At 36.6% G+C, this 14,355-nt stretch carries 11 protein-coding genes; 9 read left to right on the top strand and 2 right to left on the bottom strand.

The window, feature by feature from the left end; translation table 11 throughout:
* Positions 1-59 precede the first annotated feature (59 nt).
* The 3 genes from zwf (at position 60) to BTHG_RS22505 (ending at position 3,963) form a co-directional block, all read left to right on the top strand.
* Complete coding sequence (gene zwf, locus BTHG_RS22515; protein ID WP_010284831.1) at positions 60-1,574, top strand: glucose-6-phosphate dehydrogenase; 1,515 nt, start codon at positions 60-62, stop codon at positions 1,572-1,574.
* A gap of 77 nt (positions 1,575-1,651) precedes the next feature.
* Positions 1,652-2,545 (top strand): phosphogluconate dehydrogenase (NAD(+)-dependent, decarboxylating), encoded by an 894-nt coding sequence (gnd, locus tag BTHG_RS22510; protein WP_010284827.1) that lies wholly within the window; start codon positions 1,652-1,654, stop codon positions 2,543-2,545.
* Positions 2,546-2,625: 80 nt separating this feature from the next.
* Positions 2,626-3,963, top strand: a complete 1,338-nt coding sequence (locus BTHG_RS22505; RefSeq protein ID WP_010284824.1) for a glucose-6-phosphate isomerase — start codon at positions 2,626-2,628, stop codon at positions 3,961-3,963.
* Between the two features lie 114 nt (positions 3,964-4,077).
* On the opposite strand, the gene BTHG_RS22500 is transcribed toward BTHG_RS22505, so the two are convergent.
* Positions 4,078-4,398, bottom strand: a complete 321-nt coding sequence (locus BTHG_RS22500) for a winged helix-turn-helix transcriptional regulator (RefSeq protein WP_010284819.1) — start codon at positions 4,396-4,398, stop codon at positions 4,078-4,080.
* Positions 4,399-4,715: 317 nt separating this feature from the next.
* Between BTHG_RS22500 and BTHG_RS22495 the strand changes: the two genes are divergently transcribed.
* Positions 4,716-5,210 carry a hypothetical protein gene (locus BTHG_RS22495; protein ID WP_010284809.1) on the top strand — a complete coding sequence of 165 codons (495 nt, stop codon included), beginning with the start codon at positions 4,716-4,718 and terminating at the stop codon, positions 5,208-5,210.
* Positions 5,211-5,373: 163 nt separating this feature from the next.
* Here BTHG_RS22495 and BTHG_RS22490 read toward each other — a convergent pair whose 3' ends face one another.
* Positions 5,374-5,808 (bottom strand): GNAT family N-acetyltransferase, encoded by a 435-nt coding sequence (locus BTHG_RS22490; RefSeq protein ID WP_010284806.1) that lies wholly within the window; start codon positions 5,806-5,808, stop codon positions 5,374-5,376.
* 147 nt (positions 5,809-5,955) lie between these two features.
* On the opposite strand from BTHG_RS22490, the gene BTHG_RS22485 reads away from it, so the two are divergent.
* From BTHG_RS22485 to gltB, 5 genes are all read left to right on the top strand, one after another.
* Positions 5,956-6,408 carry a MarR family winged helix-turn-helix transcriptional regulator gene (locus tag BTHG_RS22485; RefSeq protein ID WP_010284804.1) on the top strand — a complete coding sequence of 151 codons (453 nt, stop codon included), beginning with the start codon at positions 5,956-5,958 and terminating at the stop codon, positions 6,406-6,408.
* 24 nt (positions 6,409-6,432) lie between these two features.
* Positions 6,433-6,951 carry a GNAT family N-acetyltransferase gene (locus tag BTHG_RS22480; RefSeq protein ID WP_010284802.1) on the top strand — a complete coding sequence of 173 codons (519 nt, stop codon included), beginning with the start codon at positions 6,433-6,435 and terminating at the stop codon, positions 6,949-6,951.
* A 292-nt stretch (positions 6,952-7,243) separates the two neighbouring features.
* Positions 7,244-8,536 carry an adenylosuccinate synthase gene (locus BTHG_RS22475; protein ID WP_010284801.1) on the top strand — a complete coding sequence of 431 codons (1,293 nt, stop codon included), beginning with the start codon at positions 7,244-7,246 and terminating at the stop codon, positions 8,534-8,536.
* 180 nt (positions 8,537-8,716) lie between these two features.
* Positions 8,717-9,505, top strand: coding sequence for a helix-turn-helix domain-containing protein (locus BTHG_RS22470; RefSeq protein WP_010284799.1), 789 nt, complete (start codon positions 8,717-8,719; stop codon positions 9,503-9,505).
* Positions 9,506-9,849: 344 nt separating this feature from the next.
* A complete protein-coding gene (gltB, locus tag BTHG_RS22465) occupies positions 9,850-14,343 on the top strand; it encodes a glutamate synthase large subunit (RefSeq protein WP_010284796.1) in 4,494 nt (1,497 codons plus the stop codon).
* The last annotated feature ends 12 nt before the right edge of the window (positions 14,344-14,355 follow it).

The raw sequence follows: 14,355 nt of genomic DNA, 5'->3' as shown, positions 1-14,355 counted from the left end.
TGTTTTGCAGAGATAGAATGAATCTATCTAACTTTTTACATGTACGAGGAGGACTTAAATTGGAATCAATGACTTTTGTTTTATTTGGCTCAACAGGTGATTTAGCAAAAAGAAAGATCTTCCCTGCTTTGTACAATTTGTTTATTGATAAAAAACTACCACAACCTATATCAATAATTGGACTTGGAAGATCTGAACTCTCTCAGAGAGACTTTCAAGAAAGAGTGAAAGAATCAATCTTTTCATTCTCACGCCGCCTTGAGCATGACCCTGATGAAATGGGTGATTTTCTAGAATCATTTCGTTATATGGCCCTTGATGTTGCGAATAAAGAGGGGTATAAAACATTACTCGAGTTGGTTAAGCAACGAGAAACAGAACTGAAAGTAAAAGAAAATCGATTATTTTATCTTTCAGTCGCTCCTGAGTTTTTCGATGTGATTGCTTTAAACATAAAAGAAAGCGGGCTTGGGACTACTACTGGTTGGAAACGCCTGATGATTGAAAAACCATTTGGGCACGATCTCGAGTCAGCTCGTGAATTAAATAAAAAACTAAGCAGTGCATTTGAAGAAGAAGAAATCTATCGAATTGATCATTACCTAGGGAAATCAATGGTTCAGAACCTTGAAGCTCTCGAATTTGCAAATCCAATCTTACAATCAGTTTGGAACAAGGATAACATAGCCAATATTCAAATTACGGCGAGTGAAACAGTTGGTGTAGAAACAAGAGCGGGGTATTATGATCACGCTGGAGCAATACGGGATATGGTGCAAAATCATATGCTACAACTGTTGATGATGACAGCCATGTCTTTACCTAAGAAGATAAATGCGACTGAAATCAGGAATGAAAAGCGTAAGGTAATGGAAGCAATCCGTCCATTGAATATTGAAAATGTCCAATCGAATATCATTCGGGGACAATATGGCGCAGGAGAGAGTAATGGTAGTCAACTTATAGCGTACAAAGACGAACCAGGAGTAGACCCTTCTTCGAAAACAGATACATTTATCGCGGCACGTATATGGATTGATAATTCACTTTGGAAAGACGTCCCTTTTTACATAAGAACAGGGAAAAGAATGAAAGAAAAGTCTACTCGTATCGTCGTTGAATTTAAGAATACAGTGAATGCACATTATGAAAATACGAATCAAGAAATACAGCCCAATTTATTAATAGTTGAAATAAGTCCAAGTGAAAATGTAACTCTGCAATTAAATAGTAAAAACCCGACAAACGATGGGAATATTGAGCCTGTTAAAATGAGTCTTTCTTCTGAAACGACAGAAATTGGGGTACCAGAAGCATACGAAAGAATCATACATGATGCATTCGTTGGCGATTCAACTTTCTTTGCGCATTGGAAGGAAGTGGAGTTGTCATGGGAGTGGGTCCAACCTATTCTTGATGCATTTGAAAAAGACCTTGTTCCTTTACATGACTATCAGTCAGGTTCAAATGGTCCAAACGCATCCGATTCATTGTTAGAAGAGAATGGATTTAAATGGTGGTTAGATGAAAGAACCACTAATCAAGAAACAAAAAAATTAGTAGAAATTAAATAAGGTTATTCAAGCTATACCACAAAAATCTAGAACAGATATGTTTTACAAAAACTACAAAACTATTGGAGGAATACAACATGAAAGTCGGTTTAGTAGGATTAGGGAAAATGGGTTTAAACTTAGGACAAAATCTAATAGATAACAAACACGAGGTAGTCGCATATGATGTAAACCCAAGTGCTGTTGAAGAAATGAAGAAATATGGAGCTGCTGGGGTATCAAGCTATAAAGAACTAGTTGAATCTTTAGAGAAGCCAAGAATTATTTGGATTATGGTTCCCCAATCTGTTGTGGATTCCGTGATTGATGAAGTTGCACCATTTTTAGACAAAGACGATATTGTAATTGATGCTGGGAATTCACACTATAAGCAATCACTCGTGCGCTATAATGATCTAAAGAATATTGGAGTGCGATTTATGGATGCTGGTACTTCAGGTGGAATGGAAGGGGCACGAAATGGCGCTTGCTACATGATTGGTGGAGATCCCGAAGCTTGGGAACAAGTTGCACCTCTTTTCAAAGATACAGCTGTAGAAAATGGCTTCTTGTATGCAGGTAAAGCGGGTAGCGGGCATTTCTTAAAGATGGTTCATAATGGTATCGAGTATGCAATGATGGCTGCAATTGGAGAAGGTTTCGAAATACTCGAGAAAAGTGAATTTGATTATGATTATGAAAAAGTAGCTAAAGTTTGGAATAATGGTTCTGTTATTCGTTCTTGGCTCATGGAATTAACAGAGAATGCATTTTCAAAGGATGCGAAATTGGATGAAATTCAAGGTATCATGCATTCTTCTGGTGAGGGTAAATGGACAGTTGAAACGGCTTTAGATTTACAAACAGCTACACCAGTTATTGCGATGTCACTATTGATGCGCTACCGCTCATTAGAGAATGATACTTTTACAGGAAAAGTTGTAGCAGCATTACGAAATGAATTTGGTGGACATGCTGTCGTTAAAAAATAACGAATAAGATACACACCTAGAATAGAAGGACTTCCACTGATGGTAGTCCTTCTATACATAATTTTAAAGGAGAGATAAATATGTCAATTACGTTTGATTATTCTAACGCTCTACCATTCATGCAGAAGCATGAGGTTGAATATTTAGGTGAATTTGTAAAAGTTGCACATGAGATGCTCCACGAAAAAAAAGGACCAGGTTCTGATTTTCTTGGATGGGTTGATTTACCTTATAACTACGATAAAGAAGAATTTGCTAGAATCAAGGCAGCTGCTGAAAGGATTCGTAGCAATTCAGATGCTTTAGTTGTAATTGGGATTGGTGGTTCTTATCTTGGTGCAAGAGCTGCAATCGAAGCACTATCACATACATTTCATAACCAAATGGAAGACACAACGGAGATTTATTATGTTGGACAAAATATAAGTGCTACATATGTGTCTCACTTATTTGATGTACTTAAAGACAAAGATATTTCTGTAAACGTTATTTCAAAATCAGGAACAACAACAGAGCCCGCAATTGCTTTTCGTATTTTCCGAGATTATATGGAGAAAAAGTATGGGAAAGACGAGGCAAAAAAACGTATCTATGCTACAACAGATCGCGCAAAAGGTGCATTAAAAACACTTGCAGATGAAGAAGGATACGAAACTTTTGTTATTCCTGACGATGTCGGTGGACGATATTCTGTATTAACAGCAGTAGGGCTATTACCGATTGCTACAGCAGGTCTAGATATTGATAAAATGATGGCTGGTGCAGCAGCGGCAGCTGATAAATATAGCAGCCCTAATTTGGCTGAAAACCAAAGCTATCAGTACGCAGCAGTTCGAAATGCGCTTTATCGAAAAGGAAAATCAATTGAGCTTTTGGTTAACTTTGAACCGTCTCTCCATTATGTATCTGAATGGTGGAAACAATTATTTGGTGAGAGTGAAGGAAAAGACCAAAAGGGACTTTATCCAGCTTCTGTTGATTTCTCAACTGACCTGCATTCGATGGGACAATATGTACAGGAAGGGCGCCGGGACCTTATTGAAACAGTTGTAACTGTAAAAGAGCCTAAGCTTGATATTACGCTTGAAGAGGAAGCATCAAATTTAGATGGCTTAAATTACCTTGCTGGAAAAACAATGGACTTTGTGAATAAAAATGCAGCACAAGGCACAGTGTTGGCCCATGTAGATGGCGGAGTTCCAAACCTATCTGTTAAGCTTGATAGACTAGATGAATATACGTTTGGTGAGATGGTATACTTTTTTGAAAAAGCCTGTGGGGTTAGTGGCTTATTGATGGGAGTAAATCCATTTGATCAGCCTGGAGTCGAAGCATATAAAAAGAATATGTTTGCGTTACTAGGTAAACCTGGCTATGAAGAGGAAAGAACTAAATTGTTAGAACGTATTTCTAAGTAAAATAAATGCTAAAGGAAGAGGATACTAATACAAAGTATCCTCTTTTTCTTTCAAACAAAATACTGCTTGGTCATGACAGAAAGTATGAGCCAAGCAGTAGAACTTTTACTATAGTTATAGCCATTTATTAGCCCAATCCTCAACCGTTTTTAATGCCTTTCCCAACTCATGTCCTTTTTTAGTAAGTGAATATTCTGTTCGTACCGGACGATCCGTAATGACGTTTCGAAGAACTAATCCACAATCTTCAAGTTCTTTTATCCGTTCGTTAAGCATTCTTTTACTTAAATCAGGAATAAAGGCATGTATTTCACTAAATCGTTTTGGCCCCTCCATTAACGTATGAATGATTAACCCCATCCACTTTTTACCGATAATATGATACGATTCTTCAACTTTTGAACATACCCTTTCCTTACTTTCTTTTTCAACCATAACTAAACACCTCCTAGTAATAGTATTCATCTATATATACAAAAAGTAACAAGGTATTATAATGTATAATAAAATTATATCGTAAGTAAGCCTTTTCAAAAAGGGGATTATATGGAGGAATTTCGACAATTTAAGGAGACAAAGTCGACTATACAGTAGATTAGAATAACAACAATTAAAACTTGCTAACCTTCTAAAGTATTTGTTATTAATAGTTACTTGTTGAATTAAAGTAACCTTTGGTGTAATATTGGTTACATAAAGTAACCTTTAATAATCACTACTTAATAGATTTGAATGAAAAGGAGCGATATAAAATGACAAAAATAGTAGATGCAAAGATGATTGATACAAAGTATGGATTAGAAACGTATTTAGATATCCAAAAAAATGTTCATGTAGCGGATTTACGCATCCCGACAGGAGATAGTCCTTTTTTTGATATAAAAATAGGTATTAAATATTACCGAATGATTGATGAAAACTATTATGATAGTCAAACTAACTATTTTTGGATAAGAATCCATACAAAAATGAATACAATTTCTCTATTAGAACCAGAAGTGCAAAGTATCTTTAGTATAAAAGATGTAAATGAAAGAGTAGCAACGAAGAAATTAATTGGAGAATGGTTAATCAATACTAATGCGTTTAAGTCCTCCATAAAAAGTATAATGAAAGAAGTAAAAGCGAAAAAGATAGTAACAGAAAATGACATTCGAGAAACAATACACACCATCGAATTATTGGAAAAAACACTGGAACTGAAATCAGAGGATATTTTAAAGGCTGAAATAAAAAAAGCAAGTTAAATTATTAGCATATATGATTTATGTTAACTAATTAGATATTAAATGTACGCGACTGAAGCGATTATGCATCACATTAATGAAAATAAAGACTGGATCTATGCAGGTCCAGTTTTTCTTATTTTTGTATAGTTCAATCCCTACTCTTTAGGAACGTTTCATAGTTTTACATTAATTCTTTTTGCATTAAAACATGTGGAATTCCATCTTCCATAAATACAGGAGATGAAGTCTGATAGCCTAGTTTATGATAAAATCCCTCTGCTTGCGTTTGTCCGTGTAATTTTACCCGATTTAATCCCTTTTCTTTTGTGATTTTTTCCAATGATGTAATGATTTCTTTTCCCAGCCCGAATTTTCGGTAAGGCTTTAAAATACAAATTCTTTCTAGTTTTCCAAAACCATCAACGATTCTTAATCTTCCAGTTCCTACGGGTTCCTGATTGTAATAGACTAATATGTGTTCACATTGGTCACTAAGTGTATCAAAGTCATCAAATTCGTCTTCTAAAGACACACCTTGCTCATCCACAAATACCTCTTTTCTAATCTTAAATACTTTTTGTAAATCATTATTAGTCGTTACATTTCTTACTTCCACTTAAACTCTCCCTTTCAAGCCATATAAATAATGTTTCACTATATAGTACATACGGAAACTTTGTTGCAAATGCAACAAAAAATGATTACATTTAATATATACCACTTTTATTTCATTTACAACAATACATGCGACAAGGAGTTTATAATGAAGGACATTCTTCGTGAAATTGGGATGATAGCTAGGGCACTCGATTCTATTAGTAATCTTGAATTTAAAGAATATGAACTTACAAAAGGGCAGTATTTGTACCTGGTACGAATATGTGAAAACCCGGGTATCATTCAAGAAAAGGTTGCTGAGATGATAAAAGTAGATCGAACAACAGCAGCTCGTGCAATAAAAAAGCTTGAAATGAACGGTTTTATTGAAAAAAAGGAAGATAAACATAATAAAAAAATTAAAAGGCTCTTTCCAACAGAGAAAGGGACTACTATTTATCCATTTATAAAAAGAGAAAATGAATATTCAAATAGTGTCGCATTAGCGGGGTTTTCAGAAAAAGAAACAGAAACCATTTCTCATCTTCTCCAAAGAGTAAGAAAAAATATAGAAATTGATTGGGAATTTGTAAAAAAGGGAAACAAGCGAAATTATTGATTAAATAAGGAGTGATACATCAAAATGACGATAGAAATTAAAGAGTGCACGCTCGATGATTTAAACACGCTTCAAGAAATTAGTTACGAAACATTTAATGAGACATTTAAGGATCAGAATTCACCCGAAAATATGAGTGCCTATTTGGATAGGGCATTTAACGTAGAACAAGTAGAAAAAGAATTAACCACGACTTCTTCACAATTCTTTTTTGTGTATTTTAATCATGAAGCGGCAGGGTATTTAAAGGTGAATATCAATGATGCTCAGTCTGAAGAAATGGGAACTGATTCACTTGAAATTGAGCGAATTTATATAAAGGGCAAGTTTCAAAAAAATGGGCTTGGAAAAGTACTGTTTAATAAGGCGGTGGAAATGGCCAAGGAACATCATAAAAAGATAATCTGGCTAGGCGTTTGGGAAAAAAATGAAAAGGCAATTGCCTTTTACGAGAAAATGGGGTTTGTTCAAACGGGTTCTCATTTCTTTTATATGGGTGATGAAGAACAAACGGACTATATAATGAGTAAAACTCTCATATAAGTTTTTAGTCGGGTGCAAAACTGTTCGATTCGTTTAAACAGTGGACCTGTAAATAGATATGTAAAAAGCGTCTGGGACAAATTGTGTTCTAGACGCTTTTTATTTTACTTTTAATAAACTACGAATGAAAAGACTGTTAAGAGGGCAAGCTAATACTTTGAATACGAACGTAATTAATAATTTACATATCAACGTTCGGTTTTTATTGACTTTTTGTCCTATTTACTGATAAAATTAGTCTGCTAAAAGGAAAAAAATGTTTGCTAATACCTAACGGAGGTGCGTTTGAGAGATGTCATCAGTTGTCGTAGTTGGTTCACAGTGGGGAGACGAAGGAAAAGGAAAAATCACTGATTATTTATCGGAAAATGCCGAAGTGGTTGCAAGATATCAAGGTGGGAACAATGCTGGCCATACAATTAAATTTAATGGTGAAACGTATAAATTGCATTTAATTCCATCAGGAATCTTTTACAAGGATAAAATCTGTGTCATTGGCAATGGGATGGTCATTGATCCGAAGGCTCTCGTTCAGGAGATGGATTACTTAAAGGACAAAGGGGTTACTTTGGATAACCTTAGAATCTCAAATCGCGCCCATGTTATATTGCCTTATCATATAAAATTAGATGAAGTTGAAGAAGCGAGAAAAGGTGCAAATAAAATCGGAACCACGAAAAAAGGAATCGGGCCAGCTTATATGGACAAAGCGGCACGGATTGGAATTCGGATTGCAGACTTGCTAGATCGTGAAGTATTTGAAGAAAAATTAGCACAAAATTTAGAAGAAAAGAATCGGTTATTTGAACGGCTTTATGAGACCGAAGGCTTTAAACTTGGGGATATTCTAAATGAATATTATGAGTATGGCCAGACAATTGCAAAATATGTGTGTGATACATCTGTCGTCTTAAATGAAGCTTTGGACGGTGGCCGCCGTGTCCTTTTTGAAGGAGCACAAGGAGTCATGCTCGATATTGATCAAGGTACCTATCCATTTGTTACTTCTTCTAATCCAGTTGCAGGTGGGGTAACAATTGGTTCTGGTGTGGGTCCAAGTAAAATTACTCATATTGTTGGGGTATGTAAAGCCTATACAACAAGGGTTGGCGACGGACCATTCCCTACGGAACTTGATAATGAAATCGGCCAGCAAATACGAGAAGTCGGCCGTGAGTATGGAACAACGACAGGAAGACCACGGCGTGTTGGATGGTTTGATAGTGTTGTCGTCCGCCATGCCCGTCGAGTAAGTGGCTTGACGGATTTATCACTGAACTCAATCGATGTGTTAACAGGAATTGAAACCCTTAAAATTTGTGTGGCATATCGTTTTAAAGGGAAAGTGATGGAGGAGTTCCCTGCAAGCTTAAAAATATTGTCCCAATGTGAGCCAGTATACGAAGAGCTTCCAGGCTGGACAGAAGATATTACTTCCTGTAAAACATTAGACGAACTGCCGGAGAATGCAAGACATTATATAGAAAGAGTTTCTCAGTTAACGGGTATACCATTGTCAATTTTCTCGGTTGGTCCAGACAGAAAGCAAACAAATGTTGTCCGAAGCCCTTGGCGTCAAAATTAATATGTGAAAGGAAGACTATTTATGTAGAGCTTCCTTTTTTGATTCACTTCTTTACTGACTGGTGTTGAGATAAGTTTATAAAGTAGTTTCAATAGATTTCTAAAGTTACAGTTTGCTAGATTGGACTTCATACGATTAAAATAGATAGTAAGTTTCTTATCTTTGGAAGGAGGGAGCTGGATGCTATATTTGAATCCAGAAGAATTTTTGTTGAAACCAGCACTAGCCACGATTCATTGTGAACCAAACTGGATGTGGAAGAAACGAGATGAACCCATGCCAAATTTTGACTTGTTTTATGTTTGGAGTGGTGAAGGGACTGTAAAACTCAACAAAAAATCTTATCATGTGGGAAAAGGTCATTGCTTTTTGTTTAAACCAGGCGATGAGACTGAAGCGACACATAATCCCCAAAATCCTCTCGTATTAACGTATATTCATTTTGATATAGCGGAGACACCTAGTTTGATTCCTTCGTCACACCGTATTCTTGAAAATACGATTAGCTTTGAATCACTGTTAACCCAGTATGTCCGTTTGTTTTTGGTGAAAACATATGGTGCGGAAATTGAGGGAAAGTTAATTTTGAAGCAATTAATGATTCATTTATTAAGAGAAGAACAAGAAAAAAAGGAAGTGCTGGGTAGTACAAGTAATAGCTTATTAGAAACAATAAGGGAAATTGCTAACTATATTCAGCAACATCCTGGAGAACCGCATACGATTGAAACATTATCAGAACGTGCCAATCTTTCACAACGTTACTTCTCCCAAAAGTTTAAAGAAATCATTGGACATACGGTTAAATCTTATATCGTCTATACCCGAATAAAACGTGCAGAACATTTACTACATTTTACGGGAATGTCAGTAACGGAAACAGCAAATGCACTTGGTTATAATGATTTACACTTTTTTAGTAGACAATTTAAACAATATACTGGAAAAAACCCTTCTGAAATACGATGATAAATTTCATGTTAACACTTAAAAGGTTGCGACAGGATTTCATGAATCTTGTAGTAACCTTATTTATTTGTACTGATTATGTAGTCCTATGGTCCACTTTCTAGCCCTCCTGACAATAACTCCAAATAATTCAACAAAACATCTAAATATTAAAAAACCAAATAATGATAGTATAAAATTCAAGGAAAGAACGGTAAAGACGAACATTGTTTACCGCAGCATGTATTAATTTATGTTTTTTTATTATCTAAAAAGTGCAAATCTTCAGTCATTAACTCTAAATACTTTTTCTTCTCAAAGTATTACCATTAATCTAAGAAAAATAAACAAAAGGGGGATATGATATGCATCGAACACAGACTCAAGATAAACAAGGGATGTATAATCCTCAATTCGAACATGATGCCTGTGGAATAGCGCTGCTGGCTAATATAAATGGGAGGCAAACACACTCCATTGTCTCTCAAGCATTAGTTGCACTTGAACGGCTTGATCATCGAGGAGGGCGCGGTGCTGATAATCTGTTAGGTGATGGAGCTGGGATATTAACACAAATCCCACATCAGTTATTTCGTACTGAATGGGAAGAAGCGGGAAAACTCCTAATTGATGCGGGAAAATATGGTGTAGGAATGTTCTTCCTTCCACAACAAAAAAGCTCTAGGCAACGTTGTAAAGATATCATTGAAAATATCATCACAGAAGAGGGACTAGAATTCTTCGATTGGAGGAATGTCCCAACATTTGATAAAAATCTACATCAACAGGCAAAAGAAACCCAACCAGTGATACGCCAAATATTCGTGAAATCCCCTTATGAAATGGCAGGGGATATCAAGTTTGAAAGAAAATTATATCAAGTTCGTAGAAAAATTGAAAAGGCATTAAAAAGAGCGGAGTTCGTAAGAGATGAGCCAAATTATGTTGTCAGTTTTTCGGCGAGAACGATTATCTATAAAGGTTTATTATTACCTGAGCAGCTGAAAGATTACTATGTTGATTTAAAAAGTGAATTATATAAGTCAGCTATGGCAATGGTTCACAATCGATTTAGCACCAACACATTTCCAAGTTGGCAAAGGGCACAACCAAATCGATATGTTATGCATAATGGTGAAATCAATACAATAAACGGAAATGTGAATTGGATGAGGGCTAGAGAAGCTGCTTTCAAAACAGACTTACTAGAAGATATTGAAAGCTTGCTACCTGTTATTGACCCGGATGGCAGTGACTCAGCAATGTTTGATAATGCATTAGAATTTCTCGTTTTATCAGGATGGTCATTGCCACATGCGATGATGATGATGATTCCAGAACCATGGGAAAAAAATAAGGTAATGGATGAACAAAAAAGGGCATTTTATCAGTTTCATAGTAGCTTAATGGAGCCTTGGGACGGCCCGGCAGCAATGGCTTTTACGGATGGAAAAGTAGTTGGAGCCTGTCTTGATAGAAATGGGTTAAGACCTGCACGGGTTATTGTAACAGAAGATGATTTTATATGTGTTTCATCTGAAGTAGGGGTTGTTGATATCCCAGAAGAAAAAATCATTTGTAAAGACCGATTGAAACCTGGACAAATGATTTTAATAGACCTGGAAAATGGAAGGCTAGCTTTTGATGAAGAAATCAAACAACTGATTATTTCTGAAAGACCTTACGAAAAGCTTGTAGAAGAGAATATCGTACCATTGGAAATGATTACTAGTAGCGCAAACCGACAAATGGAATTATTAGATGAAGAAACTCTTCGCAGACAGTCAATCTTCGGCTATACAAATGAAGAATGGGAGAAAGTTTTAAAACCGATGGCCATGGATGGTACTGAACCAATTGGTTCAATGGGCTATGATGCTCCTTTGGCCGTATTATCAAATACATCTCAACTGTTATTTAATTATTTCAAGCAGAAATTTGCTCAAGTAACGAATCCGCCAATAGATGCAATTCGGGAAGAATTTGTTACTTCATTAGAAGTGATGCTAGGATCAAGCGGTAATCTACTCCAGCCTACACAAACGGAATACAAAAAGATAAGGTTGAAAACTCCCATACTAATAGAATCAGAAATGATAAAAATAAACAGTTTACAAACGAAAGACTGGACAACTGCAATTATTTCAACTTTATTCCCGATTTCTGGAAGTTTGGGGGCTGCTATAGATGATTTGATTCAGAAAGTGGAGAAAAAGGTTGAGATGGGGAGCAATATTCTCATCCTTAGTGATAGAAAGGTAAATAAGCATAATGGTGCGATTCCTTCACTGCTTGCTGTATCAGCCGTTCATCATCACTTAATTGAAACAGGCAACAGAAGCAAGGTTAGTTTAATCGTAGAATCAGGGGAACCGAGAGAAGTACACCATTTTGCAACTATGCTTGGATACGGTGCTAATGCTATATACCCTTATCTAGTTTATGAATCTCTTCCTTTGTTAGTTGAAGGTCTAACAGTTGAAGATGCATCCAGAAATTATGTGAAATCTGTCACAAAAGGAATCTTGAAGATTATGTCCAAAATGGGCATATCAACAGTCCAAAGTTATATAGGTGCTCAAATCTTCGAGGTATTGGGAATTAGTCATGCGGTGATTGATCGTTACTTTCCAAATACATCTTCGAAACTAAGTGGATTAACTTTAGAAGATATTGCAAAGGAAGTCCGTTTACGCCATGAAGCTGCATTTCAGTCGCAAGAAGTAGTCTTAAAAACGGGGTCGGATTTCCAATGGCGTTATGGAGAGGAGACACACTTATTTCAGCCGAAAACCATTCATTTATTACAGCATGCCGTTCGTACAGGGAAATATGAGATTTACAAGGAATACAGCAGTCTTTTAAACGAAGAAATCAGTCAGCAGACGACATTGCGTGGATTACTCGAATTCAATTATAAAAGGAAACCCATACCAATTGAGGAAGTTGAACCAATTGAATCAATCTTTAAAAGGTTTAAAACGGGAGCAATGTCATACGGATCGATTAGTAAAGAGGCCCATGAAGCAATCGCAATTGCGATGAATCGAATTGGCGGAAAGAGTAATAGTGGTGAAGGTGGAGAGGATTCCGAACGATTCACTCCAATGGATAACGGTGATTCAAAATGTAGCAAAATTAAGCAAGTTGCTTCTGGAAGGTTTGGGGTAACAAGTCACTATCTCGTTAATAGTGAGGAAATCCAAATTAAAATGGCCCAAGGAGCCAAACCTGGGGAAGGCGGGCAATTGGCTGGCCATAAAGTAACCCCTGATGTAGCGAAAACAAGAGGGTCAACTCCAGGAATTGAATTGATATCACCACCGCCTCATCATGATATTTACTCGATTGAGGACTTGGCACAACTTATTTATGACGTAAAAAATGCAAATCCAAAAGCGAGAATCAATGTAAAACTTGTATCAGAATCGGGTGTTGGAACGATTGCAGCAGGAGTAGCAAAGGCAAAAGCAGATGTAATTTTAATTAGTGGTTATGATGGCGGGACTGGAGCAGCTTCTCGTTCGAGTATTAAACATGCGGGTATGCCTTGGGAATTAGGGCTTGCTGAGGCTCACCAAACATTAAAGCTAAATGGATTAAGACATAAAGTCACATTGGAGACGGATGGAAAAATGATGAGTGGCCGAGATGTGGTCATAGCTGCTCTTCTTGGAGCAGAAGAATATGGATTTTCCACATTGCCACTTGTTTCTCTTGGCTGCATCATGATGAGAGTTTGTCATTTAGATACATGTCCTGTTGGAATCGCGACACAAAACCCGCTCCTTCGTAAAAATATGGTTGGCACAGCAGACGATGTGGTTCATTTGATGCAATTTTTCGCTCAAGAAATACGCGAATATATGGCGGCTTTAGGGTTTAGAACATTGGATGAAATGATTGGACGGACAGATATCTTGAAACCGGCTAAATCAAATAATTGGAAAGCTCAAAAACTTGATTTGTCACCAATTTTATATGAGCAGCCTGGTGATACTCGTCCTAAAACCGAGCAAGATCATGAATTGGCTCAAACCTTGGATAGCAAAGAACTACTGCCTCTATTTCATAAAGGTTTGAAAAATGGGCAGCCAGTTCGTACAGTGCTCCCAATTTGCAATATGAATCGTTCTGTTGGAACTCTACTAGGGAGTGCAATTTCTAGTAGATATGGAGAAAAAGGGGTAAAAGAAGATGCATTAAAGCTTCACTTTAAAGGTTCAGCAGGCCAAAGCTTTGGGGCATTTATCCCAAACGGGGTGACGTTGACATTAGAAGGAGATGCCAATGATTATGTCGGCAAAGGGTTATCTGGCGGTAAGATAACGATCTTTCCATCACCAAAATCAACCTTTTTAGCTGAACAGAACATTATAATTGGAAATACAGCATTTTATGGAGCAACCAGTGGAGAGGCATACATCCGGGGTAAAGCAGGGGAAAGATTTTGTGTGAGAAATAGTGGGGCACATGTCGTTGTCGAAGGAATTGGAGATCATGGTTGTGAGTATATGACAGGTGGAAGTGCAATTATTCTTGGCGAGGTTGGGCAAAACTTTGCTGCGGGGATGTCAGGTGGAATTGCATATGTTCTAGTCAAAGAAGTTGGAATATTCAATAAGTACTACAATCAAGAACTTGTCAACATGGAATCCTTGGAAAACAAAGAAGAAATAGATTTTGTTAAAAAGCAAATCAACCAACATTATCAGTATACAAAAAGTAAGATAGCTGAGGACATCCTGAATAGCTGGGACTCCTTCGTATCTCGATTCGTGAGAGTTATTCCAAAAGAATATAAAAGAATTCTTGCTGAATCCAAACAAAATGAACATTACCATACAGTTGAAATGTAGATTGGGGGTTAG

Origin of the sequence: Bacillus timonensis (assembly GCF_000285535.1) — a bacterium.
GTDB classification, from domain to species: Bacteria; Bacillota; Bacilli; order Bacillales; family Bacillaceae_L; genus Ferdinandcohnia; species Ferdinandcohnia timonensis.
This window is presented reverse-complemented; position numbering and strand designations above follow the sequence as displayed.